This is a genomic window from Mycolicibacterium wolinskyi, from assembly GCF_002101965.1.
Classification (GTDB): Bacteria; Actinomycetota; Actinomycetes; order Mycobacteriales; family Mycobacteriaceae; genus Mycobacterium; species Mycobacterium wolinskyi.
The window spans coordinates 143,952-158,951 of record NZ_LQQA01000010.1; the positions used below are offsets into that span (position 1 = coordinate 143,952).

Here is a 15,000-nt window from a genome sequence, read left to right on the forward strand (position 1 = left end):
CGCTCGCGAAGCTCGGCCAGCAGGTCAGGCGCCGGCAGGTGCCAGTGCGGGCAGTTCAGGCAGCGGCGCCGGCTCCGTGGCAACGAGCTGCGAGTACAGCGCGGGCAGCGGGGCGGCGACGTCGAACGCGTTGACGTGGCCGGTGTAATCGGCGACGTACACGCGCGCACCGTCGTCACGCACGGTGACCGCCGCGGGCTGCGCGTGCAAGACGACGCTGCCGAGAACCTCGTTGGTCAGCGTGCACAGGACGATGATGCGGTCGTAATCGACCACGTAGGCGCGGGTGGCATCGGGGCTCAGCACCAATTGCGTAGGTGCGCCGCCGATCTGGACGGCACCCACGACCGTGGCGGCCGCGAGGTCGACGAGGTGTACGACGCCGCGGTACTGCCGGTCCGATGTCAACACATACGCGATGCCGTCGGCACCGAGAGCCAGGTCGCGGATCGGCGCGCCGATCCACACCGTCGACTCGATCTGGGCGGTCTCGGTGTTGACGGTCACGACGCGGCTGCCGCGCGCGTCCGATGTGGCCGCATACAGCCGCTTGCCGGTGGAATCGACGTGCAGCGCGTCGAGGCTGACGCCCACGCCCGTCGCGATGTCGATGGTTCCGACTCGCTGCGCGGTGGTGTCGATGACGGCGATATCAATACGGTCGTCACCGCTGCGGCCGGCGAACACGCGCTTGCCGTCCGGGCTCATCGCGAGCGCGGTCACGGTGAGGGCCAGCGGATACTCGGCGAGCACCGCACCCGTGATGGTGTCGACGACGACGATCGCGTCGTGTCCGGCGGACGTCACGCTCACGTAGGCGCGGTCATCGGCCGCGGTCACCGCGAACGGCTCGCCGCCAAGCCGGACCGACCCGACCACGGCGAGGGTGTAGGGGTTGATCACGGTGAGGCAGTCGGTCGCGGAGTTCGTCACAACGATGGTGTCGCGCTCGGCGTCGACGGCGATGTCGCCGATCGGCCCGCGGCCCACTTCCACCAGGCCTGCCACGTCCACGTCATCGAGCGCACCGTCGAACGTGACGCTGCCGGCCGACGGCTCCTCGGCAGCGGTCTCATGTCGTACGACGCGGCTCAACGCACGCAGAAAGTTCTTTGCCATGATCAATCGGCACCTCCGCCGGCATGGCGTTCACCGGCACTAGATTCCAGGTCAGTCTGCGCCGGGGTGGCGCGGTTGCATCGAGTCTAGCGACGGAAACAGCCAGCCCAGGACGGCTCGACAGCGAATGAGTCGCATGTGGCGACATTCTCTCAGACTGCGCTTAAGAAATTCTTCGTTATCCATTTGTTATGTTTTTGTCGCAATACGTTAAATGCGGGTTACCTGGGGCAACGCCAAGGCCGGCAACCGGTTTTCCGGTTTCACTCGGCGCTGTTGCCAGAATGGATTCTTACCATTCCCGTCGAAAATGAGCGGTAAATCACACCCCGACACGCCAGCAAACTTTCCCCAGCGTCAGGGCGGCGGCCATTCAGAATCGGCCTGGACCCATGTTACAGCTGTGAAAGATGAGTCGCGGTTGTCCTTTTGTTCGCTGTTCATCCGTTGATAACCCTCACACCGCGCGCGGAGCCGTCTCACGGGTCACAGCTCCACCGCCAAGGGTTCGCACCTAGCGTGCGGCTCCATACCGCGTAGGCGGCGTGTCGCGGATGGATCCGCACATCGGGCAGGGGCGCTAAGCGGCCGCGGGCGCGACCTTGAGTTTGAGCGCCGCCGCGGTGGCGGGGCCGACGATTCCGTCCACCTTCAGACCGCCGGTCCGACGCTGGAACGCGCGGACCGCCGCCTCGGTCAGCGGCCCGAACATTCCGTCGACCGCGAGATCCGGCGCGGATGGGGCGTTGACCGCGTTGAGCCGGCGTTGCAGTTCCGCGACCTGAGGCCCCTGCATCGGGCGGAACAGCAGAACGTCGGCGTACTCGCCGACCGGTACCGGGGGCCGCGGGGTCGGAGCGGGGTTGGCGATCGTGCCGATCTGCGCCTGGATATCGGCGCGCAAGGTGTCCATGTCGATGGCGCCCGGATCCCACTTCCCCTGGGCGCGGCCCGCGTACTCCTTGTGTCCGATCGTGCGCGCCGAACTCTGCGCGAGGCGCCGGTTGATCGCGGCGCAGCACCGCACCATCGCGAAATACTGTGCGTCGGGCCAGTTCTGGCGGTGTGGCGCGGTCGGGCTGGTTCCGCTGTTGGCGCATTCGATGCCGATCAGATGCCAGTTGCCCATGTTCGTCGGCAACCACGGATACATACCAGCCCCGGCATGCCAGGCGACGCCCACCGCCACGAGCGTGACCGTTCCGTCGCGCGCGATGTGCAACTGCGACAGCGGGCCGGCGAGATCCGGACGGCCGTCGGCGATCGAGGCCGCGCTCGCGTTGTCAGATCCGGTGTGGTGCACCATGACGCCGCGGATGTCCTTGAAGTCACCGTGCCCGCGGGTCCGCCAGCCGGGATACTCGACGAGATCGACGCCCTCGGCGCGAAGTACATCGGCGAGCCAAACCGGATCTCCGGTCCATGGTCCCGTCTGCGGCACGGTGAGTCCTCTCGGTCGTAGCAAACACTTGGGCACTTCGATGTTACGCAGCGCCTACGACACCCATCCGCACCCCAAACTGGTGACGCGTCAATATTTCTACTCACCACGAAGGCGGGCCGGTCAGCCGCTGATCGGCGTTCGCCAGGACGCCGCGCCGCAAACTCCGCACGCCTGCGGCGATACATTGCTTGTCGTACCTGTCCCCCACGACCCGCCGGATGTGCGAGCATCTGCGCATGGACCCGCAGGACGACGACCCCGAGGCCCGCATCCGCGAGCTGGAACGCCCGCTCGCCGACGTCGCGCGCGCATCCGAGCTCGGCACGGGTCACGACGTCAGTCCGACGCAGCCATGGACGCACGGCAACACCTTCCCGCCGCCCCCGCCCGGGCCGCCGGCGCCGTGGCCCGGATATGCCGATCAGTTCGCGCCGCCGCCGCCGCAACCGCACAGCGGGTCCGGCGCACGCATCCTGGTCGTGCTCGGCCTCATCATGGTGTCCTTGTTCGCCGCGGGCATCGCCGCCTATGTCATGTTCAGCGGCAGCGGCGGTGACACCAGCGCCGACGAGACGGCGTCGCCGCCCAACCCCACTGTGCAAGCCCCCGTCATCGCGCCGCCGCGAGTCACCACGGACAGCACGACCGTGACCGCACCCGGCGAAACAGTGATCGTGTCGGGCGTCAACGAGAACCGGACGGTCGCGTGCAATGGCAACGCGGTGATCGTCAGCGGAATCGAGAACACCCTGACGATCACCGGCCACTGCGCGAATATCGCCGTGTCCGGCATCCAGAACACCATCACGGTCGACTCTGCCGACACCATCGGGGTGTCAGGGTTCGAGAACCGGGTCACCTATCACACCGGGCAACCCGAGATCTCGAAGTCCGGACAGGACAACAGCGTCGAGCAGGGTTAGAGCACCTTCGACAGGAACTCTTGCAGCCGAGGGTGTTTCGGGTTGTCGAACACCTCGGCAGGAGTGTCGTCCTCGACGATGTTGCCGTCGGCCATGAAGATGACCCGCGAGGCCACCTCCCGCGCGAAGCCCATCTCGTGGGTCACCACCACCATCGTCATGCCGCCCTCGGCGAGCTCGCGCAGCACTTCGAGCACGTCGCCGACCATCTCCGGATCCAGCGCGCTGGTGGCCTCGTCGAACAGCATGATGGACGGGTTCATCGCCAGCGCGCGGGCGATCGCGACACGCTGCTTCTGGCCACCGGACAGGGTCGCGGGTTTGACGTGTGCTTTCTCGGCCAAGCCCACCTGTGTGAGCAGTTCCATCGCGCGCTTCTCCGCGGCGGCCTTGTCCATCTTCTTGGTGAGCAGCGGTGCCAGCGTGACGTTGTCGATCACAGTCATGTGCGGGAACAGGTTGAAGTGCTGGAACACCATGCCGATGTGCTGGCGCACCTTGTCGAGGTCGACCTTGCGGTCGGTGAGGTCGAACTCGTCGACGGTCACCTTGCCGCCGGTGATGTCCTCAAGCTTGTTGAGGCAGCGCAGAAACGTCGACTTGCCGGAGCCGGACGGCCCGATGACGCAGACGACCTCACCCTTGCTGATCGTGGTGGTGATGCCGTCGAGCACCACCAGGTCGCCGAAGGACTTCTTGAGTCCCTCGATTCGAATCTTGACCGTGCCTTCCGGCTCGGATGCGGCGGCTTCCGGTACGAGCTGGGTCATTTGACGAGCCTCTTCTCAACACGATCCGACAGCTTGGTGAGCGCCATGATGACGATGAAATAGATGATGCCGATGATCAACCACATCTCGAAGGATTGGAAGTTGCGGGCGATGATGATGCGCCCGGTCTGCGTCAACTCGGCGATGCCGATCACCGACAGGATGGACGTGTCCTTGAGCGTGATCACGAACTGGTTGATGTAGGACGGGATCATGGTCCGGATCGCCTGCGGCAGAATCACTTTCCGCATGGTGGGCAGGTAGCCGATGCCGAGGCTGCGGGATGCCTCCATCTGGCCCTTGTCCACCGATTGGATTCCGCCGCGCACGATCTCGGTCATGTAGGCGCCGGCGTTGAGCGACAGCGTGATGATGCCTGCGGTCAAGGCCGACATCTGGAAGCCGAGCGCCGACGGGATGCCGAAGTAGATGAAGAACGCCTGCACCAGAAGCGGTGTGCCGCGGAAGATGTCGACGTAGGTGGTGCCGATCGCGCGTAGCACGATGTTTCGAGACACCCGGAACAAACCGAAGATGATGCCGAGCACCAAGGCGATGGCGATCGAGACGATCGTCAGGATGATGGTCATCTTGAGACCGACCATCAGGATCGGGAAGGTGCTCTTGAGCAGGCCGAAGAATGAGTTGTCGGTTTCGACCGCGTCCTCGCCGAGGTAGGTCTCGAGAATCTCGTCGTAGCGGCCGGAATCCTTGAGGCTCGCGAGGCCCGCATTGAACTTCTGCAGCAGTTCGCCGTTCTGGCCTTTGTTCACTGCGAACCCGTAGCTCGCGCCTTTCTCCTTGGGCGTGACGGTCTTGAACCCGTTGCCCTGCGCGATGCCGTACTGAAGCACCGGATAGTCCTCGAAAACTGCCTGCGAGTTGCCGGTACGGACTTCGTCGAACATCGAGGCCGAGTCCGCGAAGTACACGGTCGTGAACCCGTACTTGTCCTTGATCGACTCGGCGAACTCGGCGCCTTCGGTGCCGTTCTTGACGGCAACGCGCTTGCCGCGCAGGTCTTCGTAGGACTTGATGTCCTCGTTGGTGGCGAGCACCGCCATCTGGACACCGGACTCGAAGTACGGATCGGAGAAGTCGAACACCTTCTTGCGTTCGTCGGTGATCGACATACCGGCGATGACACCGTCGGCCTGGTTCGCCTGCACCGCCTGCAGGGCGGCGTCGAAGCCCAGCGGTTTGATGGTGACGTTGAATTTCTGATCGGCCGCGATCTCGTTGATGAGATCGATATCGATGCCCACGAATTTGCCGCTGGCATCTTGGAATTCGAACGGCGCGAACGTGATGTCGGTCGCGATGACGTACGTCTCGCCCTCGGCCGACGCGGTCGCGGGAGCGAGCAGCGCCGTCCCGAACAGGCCGACGAATACGGCGGCGCAGAGGGCGAGAACACGGGCCGATAATCGCGAACCTGATCGTCGACTGGGAACGTGCTGTGGACAACCGGCTCGCATGGTGCGACTCCCATCGTTACGGCAGTGCAGGACAGCCCACCGTATCGCCACCCCGCAGCGGGATGGGAGATTTCGGGCCAGTTGCGGTTAGCTCCGCAAACGCGGCAAGCGACTGTCAGGTCAAGGAGCGACCTTGTAGTGGCTGCTGATCGCGATCCGGTTGAACGCGTTGATCACGATGGCAACCCAGCGCAACGCCGCGATCTGCGGAGCGGTCAGCGCCGACAGTCGCTCGGCGTCCGATTGCGCGGTGGCGCGATCGGCGATGTGGGTGATCTCCTCGGCGATGGCCAGTGCGGCGCTTTCCTCCGCGGTGAAGTACGACGTTTCACGCCAGGCCGGGATCACCGCGATCCGGTCCGTGCTCTCACCCTTCTCCAGCGCGTCGCGAACATGCATCCGCAAACAGAAGGCGCACCCGTTGAGCTGCGATGCGCGGATTCTCACCAACTCGACGGTCAGCGGATTGAGGCCGGCGTCAGCGGCCGCCTTTTCGCACTGGTCGTTGAGTGCGAGCACCGACTTGTACGCCTCGGGCAACGCGGTGTTCAGTGCTGGGCGAATGGACATGTGTACTCCTGCCGACGACTACCGGTGATCTCCACCTGATCTCCATACAACCTTCAAGCACCGCGTGTCCCACCGCGACACCATCGAGGACATAACAAGAAACGCCGGCATCGCAACGGCTCATCCATCAGGGAGTTTCAGATGAAGAACATCCTCGTCGCAGCAGTGGGCAGCAGTGCGGCAGCACTCGGCGCGTTGCTCGCGCTCGCCGCGCCGGCACAGGCTGAATCCGCCGCACTGACCATCGGTCAGCTCGAAGCGCAGGGTTTCGATGTGCGGCTCGACCGGATCGGCAGTGCACCACTGGACCAGTGCATCGTCACGGGCGTCCGAAACCCACAGGAACAAACCAGGATCGTGCGGTTCGACGGGCCTGGCGGCCGCGACCGTTTCGTTCCGGTGGTCGTCCGTCGCACCATCACGGTGTCGCTGGACTGCTCGCGCTGACTTACCGCCAGATGATCGCCTGCCCCGATACCATCACCTCATGGTCCGGGGCTGGGGGCGTCCGACATGAACCTGACCAGCGGCTGGCTGCCGATCACACTGCAGATCTCGACGTTGGTCGTGCTGGTCGCCGCGATCGGCTGGCGCACGCCGCGATGGCGGACGCGCTGGGTGCCGATTGCGATCGGCGCCGGCGTGGCGTTCGCCGTGATCGTCCGGTTGTTCGTGAAGTTCCAGGGGTGGTCGGACCGGGCTGCCTCCACCGCCACGGTCGTCTGGGTCGCGATCACGGGAGTCGCGATCGCCATCGCCGTCCTCGGGTGGCGGGATGCTGCGTGGTGGCGGCGGTCGCTGTCGATACTCGCGGTGCCGCTGAGCGTGGTGTGCGCGGCAGCGGCGCTCAACACCGCCACCGGGTACTTCCCGACGGTCCAATCGGCATGGCAGCGCCTCACCGGGACCGAGTCGCCTCAGTGGATCGACGAAGAGACGCTGGCCGCGATGCATCGCGACGGCGAGCGCCCGACTCGCGGCACGATCGTGAAAATCACGACGCCCGACAATGTCTCGGGCTTCAAGCACCGCCAGGAATTGGTGTACCTGCCACCCGCTTGGTTCGCGTCCGATCCCCCGCCACAGCTTCCGGCAGTCATGGCACTGGGCGGCGAGTTCAGCCATCCAGAAGATTGGCCCGAGTCCGGTGGGGCACTGAAGACCCTCGACGAGTTCACGGCGCGACACCACGGCAACGCCCCCGTGATGGTGTTCCCCGATTCCACCGGATCGTTCAGCAACGACACCGAATGTGTCAACGGGCCGCGCGGGAACGCCGCCGATCACCTCACCAAAGAGGTTGTGCCCTATGTGGTCTCGAAGTTCGGCGTCAGCACCGACCCCGCGAACTGGGGCCTCGTCGGGTGGTCGTCCGGCGGCACCTGCGCGCTGACACTCGCCGTCACCCATCCGGAGTTGTTCAGTGCGTTCGTCGATCTCGACGGTCAACTCGGGCCGAACACCGGAACGAAACAGCAGACGATCGCGCGCCTCTACGGCGGCGATGCCGAGGCGTGGGCCGCGTTCGACCCCCAGACCGTGATCCTCGAACATGGCCAGTTCCCCGGCATGGCGGCGTGGCTCGGAGTCTCCGACGACACGCCCACCGTCTACCGGCCTGCCGGTGATCGGCCGCCACCACCCGAAGAGATCGCGGATTGGGATCCGTATTCCGAGGAGCATGCCGAGAACGCCAACAAGTTGTGCGCATTGCTCAGTGGGCACGGCGTGGAATGTTCGGTTTCGAGTTATTCGGGTTCACACGACTTCCCCTCGGCGGGAGAAGGTTTCGCGGCAGCGCTGCCGTGGTTGGCCGGCAAGCTCGGCACGCCCGGCGTGCCCGTGACCCCCATGCCCGGTGCGTCGGAGGGCTGACCGCTAGGGACTTCCCAGCCGCGGATGCTGGTCGCGCACCGGTTGCGAATAGCCCGGGCACGTGACGTCGATCTCGAACTGCCGCCACTCGAGTTGACCGTCTTCTGGCGGCAGCCGACCGCTGATGTTGTAGGCGTCGTCGACCTTTGTCGCCACCATCTCGCCCGGGTCGTCGCCGAAACCACGAACCTCGGGCAGCCGGAAACCCGCGGCGTAGACGACCAGCCGGTGCTCGGTCCCGAGCAATACGCGAACGCGTTTCGTGGCGTCGAATTTCGACGGCGCCGCGTAGATCAGCAGCTTGCCGTCGGGGAACTTGGTGCAGCTCACGCGTGCGCTCACCGTGTGCGTGCGGCCGTCGACCACGATGGTGACGTCGGAAACCGGGCCGGAGGCACAGCCCGCAGCCGACAGGAGCGCTGCGGCCAGTGCAACCGCCGCTCCCACCGTGACACCACGCATGTCAGCAGTATGGACGCCGTTCGGCGGGCCGACTCGGCAACGGCGGCTTCACGTGCGCGGTCAGCCGCCGACTGCCTGGTGCGCCCGCGCGCGGCCGTTTGCCAGTTTGGCAATCTTCCTTGCCGAGACGGCGATGTAAAAGCCACCATCGAAGGCATGAACCCGTTCAGCGATCCGAAAACGGTTGCGACGTATGCGGACCGCCCACCGCGACTGGTGCCGGGCTACGCAGCCATGCAGCAGATGGCCACGGTCCTGCTGGCCGAACACGTGCCCGACGACGGCCGCGTTCTCGTGCTCGGCGCCGGAGGTGGCCTCGAACTGAGGACGTTCGCGCAGGCTCGCACCGGCTGGACATTTGACGGCGTCGATCCGGCTCGTGAAATGCTGCGTCTGGCCGAAGACACGTTGGGGCCGCTGTTGCCGCGGGTGCGTCTGCACGAGGGCTACATCGACGACGCACCGACCGGCCCGTTCGACGGCGCCACGAGCCTGCTGACATTGCAGTTCCTCGACCCGGCCGAGCGCAGGCGTACCGCCGAGCAGGTACGGCGCCGACTACGGCCCGGTGCACCGTTTGTCGTCGCACACTTCAGTTTTCCGTATTCCACCGATGACGAACGTGAGCTGTGGCTGTCGCGGTACAGCGCATTCGCAACGGAATCCGGCGTCGAGGCCGCCACGATGGCCTCCGCGCGCACGGCGATCGAAACGACACTGCACATCCTCACGCCCGAAGAGGACGAGCAGGTGTTGCGGGACGCGGGCTTCACCGATGTCAGCCAGTTCTACGCGGCATTCACGTTCCGCGGCTGGGTGGGATACGTGGCCGGTTAGCCGTATCGCTCCCTTACGCTGCCCTCTCGACCACAGTGGGCCCCTTCCCGAAGGAAAGGGGCCCACTGGATCGAGCTGCTACTCGGCTCCGCCGGATTCCGATCCACCGGTCGAGCTGGACCCACCGGCGCTGCCGGAGGCCCCGCCGGAGTTGGTGCTCTCGGCCTTCGCCGGCTTGGCGGTCTTGCCGCTCGCACCGGATACGGCGTCCTTGAACCCCTTGCCCACGTTCTTCAACGCGCCGCGGATGCCGTCGCCGACATCCTTGAGCGGGTTTGCCTTCTTGGTCGAGGTGTCGGTGCCGGTCTTGCCCGGTACAGCCTTCGGGCTTTCCTTGACCGCGTCCTCGGCAGGCGCCTCGGCGGCCGCTTCTTCAGGGGCGGCCGGCTCGGCCGCGGTCTCCTGCGCCGGAGTCTCGGCCGGGGTCTCGGCCGGCGCTTGCGGCGCGGAGGCCCCTGCGGAAGTCTCCTTGGTGGTCGACTCGCCGGCGGTCTCCGTCGACGAAACCTGTTCGACTGCAGTGCCTTCCTGAGCCTTCGGCGCCTCGATCGCCTGAGGCGCCACGTCCAGCGTGACGGTCGTCGAGGCGGCTTCGGTCTGCAGCAGGCTGGCCCCGGCGAGCGCGGACTTGGCCGCCGCGGGAGTGATCGCGTCAGCGACGATCTCGCCGATGGTGATCAGGCCGGCCACGATGCCGTTGGGGCCGAGCAGACCGGCCGCGAAACCGCCGCCCATCGAATTGCCGTTGAGGATGGCGTTGGTCAGCTCCGGGCCGAAGTTGAGCACGGCGTTCGCCACCTGCTCCAGGTCACCGTCTTTGATGCCGGCGAAGATGTTGTCACCGGCACCGCCGACGACGTTCACCACGTCGGTGATCACCTGTACGGGTGCGAGCAACGGCCCGAGCAAGTTGATGATGTTGGCCGGCTGGAGCAGATCGACGATCGCGAGCGTGTTGGCGATGGGCTGACGCAGCGCGTTCTGGAAGCCTTCCCAGACCTCCGGGTTGAGGAACAGCGTGTCGAACACCGCCTGCACGACCGGCCCCAGCAGGGCATTCTGCACCGTGGTGAGTGCAGCGGTCACGTTACCGTCGGCAAACTGTTGCGCCGCGACCTTCAGGTGCGCAGGCACCTCGGCGTAGCCCTCGCTGAGGCTTCCGCCGAAGGCATCGACGAAGGCGCCGATTGCGGCCGCACTGGTGAGCTGGTTCCGCACGATCTGCGACAGGATCGGGGCAGGGTTGTCGGCGACTCGTTGCCCCAAAGCCACCACGTTCTGGAATGCCAGGCTGAAGGCGTCGGCATAGCCCGCGATCGGATTGGCCAACGCGGACAGCTCGACGGCTGCCGACGAGTGCGCTGCCTGCACCTTGAGGTCAGGCATCGGCGGCGCTACGGGACTGGCGGCCAAGACGCCGACACCCGCGACCGCCACGCCCGTAGCCAAGTACGAGCGAACAGCTAGCTGCATGGGTACTCCTTTTGCTGGTTTACGTTCCCAGCCGGAGAACTTACCCCTTGGTAAGTTAAAAGCAAGCAAAATTCGCAGATCAGCTGCCTTGCTTGTCATTGCTAGCGTTCCCGCGCTTCGAACTGTATCCAATTCGAAGTTTGCTTATTGACGACGCGCGACCCCGGTTCAGCTAACTACTTCTGTTGGCAAGTAGCTGACGGTCACGCAAACATTCGCCAACGAATCGGGCCATGAGGGTCATCCGCCCTGGAATTAACTGAGCTGAAGACATAACTGGACGTCAGGCTCTACTTACCGATTGGTAACAAGCCGCGACTATGTGTCGTCTCACTTTGCTACTTCAACGTGTCTGCGGTCACGTCCTGGACTGACAGCTACAGAGTGGCACCTTCAGACACGAAGCGGCCAGCAATGAGCTGTGTACAAATCGCGCGACATGTCTAGTTCGCTGGCGTCTTCACATCACGTGTAAAGGTCGGATTCCGTCGTTGGCCAGTAGGTGTCTCAAGTCGTGCTGAGCAACGTCGGGAAGCACGCGAAGCCGAACTCTGGGTCGTAGGCCGGTTCGCCACAGATTCTCGCGCCCGCCCGCAAATATCCGCGCATGAGCGCAGGCAGCTCCGGCTGGCGGTGCGGCACCAAATCGCTCAGACAGACCGCATCGATCACGACCGGCCGGTGCGGGTGCACCGTGTAGCAATCGGGCGCTCGGTAATTGCGCCGAAGGTGACTCCATGCGTGGCGCACCATGTCTCTGCCGCGGCCGCTCGCCTCGAAAACCGGCATCGTCACACAACCGAGGACATGGTCGTAGCCGTAGCGGTACGCATACTCGACGACGGCCGACCACATCATCAGCACCACAGCGCCGTTACGGTGATCGGCGCGCACCACAGCGCGCCCGAACTCGAGCATCGAGAGCCGCAGCGGTTCGAGTGCGGAGATGTCGAATGACGCTGCGGTGCACAGATCCCCTGCCGCGATCGCCCCACCCGAGGGCAGCATCCGGCAGCAGGCCACAAGTTCGCCAGATCGATTGTCCTGGATGAGCACGTGCACGCAGTGTTCGTCGAAACGATCGGCATCGAGCCCGAAACCGGATGCGGTGCGGCCGCCTTCCTCGGCAAGCACCGCGTAGCGCAACCGCTGTGCGCCATCGATGAGATCAGGATCTGTCGTCAACTGCACGCCGTAACGCGGCGTCGTGGTCTTCGCTGGCAGCAGGGTGGTGAGGTTGGTCATCTGATCGCTCCTTCGTCAACAGCGTTGAAACACTGTGACGCGCAGGAGCGCTCGGACACATCGGGCGATCAGAGGATCAGCCGGATGACTCTTCTGTCCCCCGATCGGCCGACAGCAGTCAGCGCAGCTACGTGTCAGCGCGACGAGCCGAAGTCGGCGCTTCACGGGCCATACCGCTTGAAAAAGCAGAAATACGAAGCGATTTGACTCCTCGATGAGGAGCCGAATCACACTCGTGCGATATGCGGAATCGCCCGTGCTCAGTCGATTCGGATGACGTAGGTACCGTCTTCGTCACGCTCGATCTGATGGTCGAGAGCGTTGACCCAGACCGGGGTATCGCGGCGGGACCCGAGGAACGCGGCTTGCACGGCACCGCCCGGCTGCAGGTCGACGTTCCACTCGTCGTCTTCGGCGACGATCGTCAGGATCTCGTCGCCATTCGCGCGCCGGATCGAGATCACCTGGCCGTTGAGGTCCTGGTCGTCCAGCTCCGCCTCATACTCTTCCAACTCGATTTCATCAGCGATCTCGGCGTCCAGCCCGGTGGCGTCGTCATGCACGCCGACGACTGTACCTACCTCTACCAGCCGCCGCTTCGGCGAAAACACGCCACCGGTCACGGAACCGCAGACCCAGCACAGCGAACGATATTTGCCGCCCGCTGTTCGCCGGCCTCACAACTGCACTGATGACGACACCGGCGATAGCCAGATAGAGAGGTAGTGCACTACTCGTGAACTGGTGCCACGTTCGCCGTAGGTTTCTACTCATCAAGCGTCAGATATTCCGGCGCTGCGATCAGAGGAATCTGAAATGCCCAAGTTGACAACGTCTTCCGTGTCTTCTGGGGCCTCCGCCACGAAACGCGAGACCCGAGAACACACCGCACGCGCGAGCGGGACGCATGTACTCATCACCGAACAGGAAGTGCTGTTCGGCACCGCGGCCGCCGCTCCGTTACGGCGGCGCCGGCCCATCGACATCGTGTCGCGCGCGCTGTCCGCCGCCCGGGCGCGGTGGCAGACCAGCGCCGAACGCAAGCCGATTCGCCCCTCGCGGCTCGGCTACCTGGAGCACTCGCTGATGTCGCGTGAGATGGATCGGCTCTGATTCTGTGAATCGCGCGAAGAAACAACGGTTCTGGTGGGCCGAATACAGGCGGCCACTGTTCAGATGCGATGCCGTGGGTCAAAGTTCGAGAGCTTGGGATCGGGGACCTCGGCGGCGAAGTCGCTGTCGGAGAATGTGTAGCGGTACCACGGGGCGTCATCGCAGCGGCCGAGCCGCGGGCGCAGATTGCTGAAGGCGCGATAGATGACCGGGTACGGCTGACCGTTGTAGTGCTGCAGGATCTCCTTCCAGGTGCGGGGCGCCTCGCCGATCAGGGCCTCCATGTCAGACGTCAGTTCGACCTCGGTCATCGCCACGACGTCGGGCGGCGGATCACCGAGCACGAAGACCGTGCTGCGGTCGAAATGCTCGCGAGAAAACTGCGGCCCCATGGGAATCGTGCAGTCCATGCCCATCTTCGACGCCGTACCCGGCGCGACGTCGGATCCGATCATCGGGTCGACGGTCATGGTGTTGCAGCCCGGGATGATGATCGTGTCGAGATGTGGCATGAATCGGAAAGCCATCGCGAACTTCACCGCGTTGTCGTCCCAGATGTCGATGTCTTCGTCGAACACCATGGCGATCTTCGGCAATGCGAGTTTGGAGCACGTCAGCATGATGCCGAGCGCCTGCTTGCCGTCGCCCGCCCCGTTGGGCTTGATCTTGGCGTAGGCGATGTTCGACAAACCGCCGAGATCGCAGCGCACCTCCTTGACGTCGATGCCGGCGAACTTGAGCGCGCCGAAGATGTCGGCCTCCAGCGCAGGCAGCTGCAGCATGTTGTCGGTGTACCAAGGGTGGGTTCCACCGATCGTGGCGTGCTGGTAGATACCGCCCTTGCGGTACGTCATGGCCTTGACGACCGCGCGGTAGTTCTTCTTGATGCCACCGCCGTACATTCCGGTGAACTCGCCGTAGGGCCCCTCGTCGTGCGTCAGCCCCTCGCTGGCCATCAGTTCGCATTCGAGGACGATCTCGGCGTTGGCGGGGACGAGGACGTCGATGGTCTCGCACTTCACCAGCTTGGCGGGATGTCCGTAGAAGCTGCCGAGCACCTCGAAATCGTCGGTGTCCGGCGGTACCCCCGTCAGTGAGGCGATCTTGTCGACGATCGGACCGCCGATCACGATGGCGACTTCGAGATTCTCGCCTTTGTCCTGCGCGGCAATGGCATTCAGGCGCTGACGGTGCGACGTGCACGTCATGTCGAACATCTTCTCGTTCTTCGACCGGAACATGCTGCGGTAGATGCCCCAGTCGTAGACACCGGTGTCGGGATGCTTGCTGATCACCAGGTTGTCGTTGGTGAATGCGTGACCGTCCCGGTCGTGATGCAAAAACAGCGGCAGTCGGGTCAGGTCGACCTCGTCGCCGATCAGGACGACCTCCTTACACGGTGCGGTGTCGACGATCTCGGGCTTCACACGCCCCTTGGCGAGTTCGCTCATGACGAGCCCGCTGCGGCTCTTGTCGCACCCGAGCGCCCACGCGGTCTGATCCTGGTTCGAGTACGCGTTGGCCAGGAACTGGAACTCGCAGTCCTTGACGTTCTCCACCAGGACGGCCGTGAGCGGGTTGGCCTCCATGACCGCGGGCAGTTCGTCCACCCGCTTCTCTTCGGTGATGCGGACGAGCATGCCCGCCTTTTCCATGTCGTCGACAAAGTCGCTCAGGTTCTGTTGTGGCAC

General features: G+C 64.6%; 15 protein-coding genes. 5 read left to right on the forward strand and 10 right to left on the reverse strand.

What is annotated here, in order from left to right:
• Nucleotides 1–24: 24 nt before the first annotated feature.
• Both AWC31_RS09445 and AWC31_RS09450 read right to left on the reverse strand, forming a co-directional pair.
• Nucleotides 25–1,119, reverse strand: coding sequence for an MmpL3/TtfA transport complex stabilizer (locus AWC31_RS09445; RefSeq protein WP_085144048.1), 1,095 nt, complete (start codon nucleotides 1,117–1,119; stop codon nucleotides 25–27).
• Nucleotides 1,120–1,699: 580 nt separating this feature from the next.
• Nucleotides 1,700–2,560, reverse strand: coding sequence for a peptidoglycan recognition protein family protein (locus AWC31_RS09450; RefSeq protein WP_085144049.1), 861 nt, complete (start codon nucleotides 2,558–2,560; stop codon nucleotides 1,700–1,702).
• 239 nt (nucleotides 2,561–2,799) lie between these two features.
• Here AWC31_RS09450 and AWC31_RS09455 point away from each other — a divergent pair, with 239 nt between their 5' ends.
• Nucleotides 2,800–3,486, forward strand: coding sequence for a DUF3060 domain-containing protein (locus AWC31_RS09455; protein ID WP_207626330.1), 687 nt, complete (start codon nucleotides 2,800–2,802; stop codon nucleotides 3,484–3,486).
• Here the strand turns inward: AWC31_RS09455 and AWC31_RS09460 are convergent.
• The 3 genes from AWC31_RS09460 to AWC31_RS09470 all read right to left on the reverse strand — a co-directional run bounded on the left by AWC31_RS09460 (nucleotide 3,483) and on the right by AWC31_RS09470 (nucleotide 6,304).
• A complete protein-coding gene (locus tag AWC31_RS09460) occupies nucleotides 3,483–4,256 on the reverse strand; it encodes an amino acid ABC transporter ATP-binding protein (protein WP_067844560.1) in 774 nt (257 codons plus the stop codon). The two genes, AWC31_RS09455 and AWC31_RS09460, sit on opposite strands and share 4 nt — an antisense overlap.
• Nucleotides 4,253–5,734 (reverse strand): amino acid ABC transporter substrate-binding protein/permease, encoded by a 1,482-nt coding sequence (locus AWC31_RS09465; protein ID WP_234816781.1) that lies wholly within the window; start codon nucleotides 5,732–5,734, stop codon nucleotides 4,253–4,255. Before AWC31_RS09465 ends, AWC31_RS09460 begins: the two co-directional genes overlap by 4 nt.
• 120 nt (nucleotides 5,735–5,854) lie before the next feature.
• On the reverse strand, nucleotides 5,855–6,304 hold the full coding sequence (locus AWC31_RS09470) for a carboxymuconolactone decarboxylase family protein (protein WP_085144051.1): 450 nt from the start codon (nucleotides 6,302–6,304) through the stop codon (nucleotides 5,855–5,857).
• Between the two features lie 141 nt (nucleotides 6,305–6,445).
• Between AWC31_RS09470 and AWC31_RS09475 the strand changes: the two genes are divergently transcribed.
• Nucleotides 6,446–6,751, forward strand: a complete 306-nt coding sequence (locus AWC31_RS09475) for a hypothetical protein (protein WP_067844554.1) — start codon at nucleotides 6,446–6,448, stop codon at nucleotides 6,749–6,751.
• Between the two features lie 66 nt (nucleotides 6,752–6,817).
• Nucleotides 6,818–8,179, forward strand: a complete 1,362-nt coding sequence (locus AWC31_RS09480) for an alpha/beta hydrolase (RefSeq protein ID WP_085144052.1) — start codon at nucleotides 6,818–6,820, stop codon at nucleotides 8,177–8,179.
• Nucleotides 8,180–8,182: 3 nt separating this feature from the next.
• On the opposite strand, the gene AWC31_RS09485 is transcribed toward AWC31_RS09480, so the two are convergent.
• Nucleotides 8,183–8,641 carry a lipoprotein LpqH gene (locus AWC31_RS09485; protein WP_085144053.1) on the reverse strand — a complete coding sequence of 153 codons (459 nt, stop codon included), beginning with the start codon at nucleotides 8,639–8,641 and terminating at the stop codon, nucleotides 8,183–8,185.
• Between the two features lie 156 nt (nucleotides 8,642–8,797).
• Between AWC31_RS09485 and AWC31_RS09490 the strand changes: the two genes are divergently transcribed.
• The gene (locus AWC31_RS09490; protein ID WP_085144054.1) at nucleotides 8,798–9,478 is read left to right on the forward strand and encodes a class I SAM-dependent methyltransferase; all 681 of its coding nucleotides are present in this window, start codon (nucleotides 8,798–8,800) and stop codon (nucleotides 9,476–9,478) included.
• Between the two features lie 78 nt (nucleotides 9,479–9,556).
• Here the strand turns inward: AWC31_RS09490 and AWC31_RS09495 are convergent, their stop codons facing one another.
• The 3 genes from AWC31_RS09495 to AWC31_RS09505 form a co-directional block, all read right to left on the reverse strand.
• Complete coding sequence (locus AWC31_RS09495) at nucleotides 9,557–10,951, reverse strand: hypothetical protein (protein ID WP_085144055.1); 1,395 nt, start codon at nucleotides 10,949–10,951, stop codon at nucleotides 9,557–9,559.
• 507 nt (nucleotides 10,952–11,458) lie between these two features.
• The gene (locus AWC31_RS09500; protein ID WP_085144056.1) at nucleotides 11,459–12,196 is read right to left on the reverse strand and encodes a GNAT family N-acetyltransferase; all 738 of its coding nucleotides are present in this window, start codon (nucleotides 12,194–12,196) and stop codon (nucleotides 11,459–11,461) included.
• Between the two features lie 260 nt (nucleotides 12,197–12,456).
• Entirely contained in the window at nucleotides 12,457–12,819 is a 363-nt protein-coding gene (locus tag AWC31_RS09505; protein WP_234816782.1) for a hypothetical protein, read from the reverse strand.
• Nucleotides 12,820–13,012: 193 nt separating this feature from the next.
• Between AWC31_RS09505 and AWC31_RS09510 the strand changes: the two genes are divergently transcribed.
• Complete coding sequence (locus AWC31_RS09510) at nucleotides 13,013–13,309, forward strand: hypothetical protein (protein ID WP_133060127.1); 297 nt, start codon at nucleotides 13,013–13,015, stop codon at nucleotides 13,307–13,309.
• Nucleotides 13,310–13,368: 59 nt separating this feature from the next.
• Here the strand turns inward: AWC31_RS09510 and AWC31_RS09515 are convergent, their stop codons facing one another.
• Nucleotides 13,369–15,000: a UbiD family decarboxylase gene (locus tag AWC31_RS09515; protein ID WP_085144058.1), complete on the reverse strand. Its 1,632-nt coding sequence runs from the start codon at nucleotides 14,998–15,000 to the stop codon at nucleotides 13,369–13,371.

Bases quoted from the DNA above. Each gene is read 5' to 3' on its own strand.
- AWC31_RS09445 (WP_085144048.1), bottom strand. From the start codon at position 1,119: ATGGCAAAGAACTTTCTGCGTGCGTTGAGCCGCGTCGTACGACATGAG.
- AWC31_RS09455 (WP_207626330.1), top strand. From the start codon at position 2,800: ATGGACCCGCAGGACGACGACCCCGAGGCCCGCATCCGCGAGCTGGAA.
- AWC31_RS09460 (WP_067844560.1), bottom strand. From the start codon at position 4,256: ATGACCCAGCTCGTACCGGAAGCCGCCGCATCCGAGCCGGAAGGCACG.
- AWC31_RS09465 (WP_234816781.1), bottom strand. From the start codon at position 5,734: ATGCGAGCCGGTTGTCCACAGCACGTTCCCAGTCGACGATCAGGTTCG.
- AWC31_RS09470 (WP_085144051.1), bottom strand. From the start codon at position 6,304: ATGTCCATTCGCCCAGCACTGAACACCGCGTTGCCCGAGGCGTACAAG.
- AWC31_RS09475 (WP_067844554.1), top strand. From the start codon at position 6,446: ATGAAGAACATCCTCGTCGCAGCAGTGGGCAGCAGTGCGGCAGCACTC.
- AWC31_RS09480 (WP_085144052.1), top strand. From the start codon at position 6,818: ATGAACCTGACCAGCGGCTGGCTGCCGATCACACTGCAGATCTCGACG.
- AWC31_RS09485 (WP_085144053.1), bottom strand. From the start codon at position 8,641: ATGCGTGGTGTCACGGTGGGAGCGGCGGTTGCACTGGCCGCAGCGCTC.
- AWC31_RS09490 (WP_085144054.1), top strand. From the start codon at position 8,798: ATGAACCCGTTCAGCGATCCGAAAACGGTTGCGACGTATGCGGACCGC.
- AWC31_RS09495 (WP_085144055.1), bottom strand. From the start codon at position 10,951: ATGCAGCTAGCTGTTCGCTCGTACTTGGCTACGGGCGTGGCGGTCGCG.
- AWC31_RS09500 (WP_085144056.1), bottom strand. From the start codon at position 12,196: ATGACCAACCTCACCACCCTGCTGCCAGCGAAGACCACGACGCCGCGT.
- AWC31_RS09510 (WP_133060127.1), top strand. From the start codon at position 13,013: ATGCCCAAGTTGACAACGTCTTCCGTGTCTTCTGGGGCCTCCGCCACG.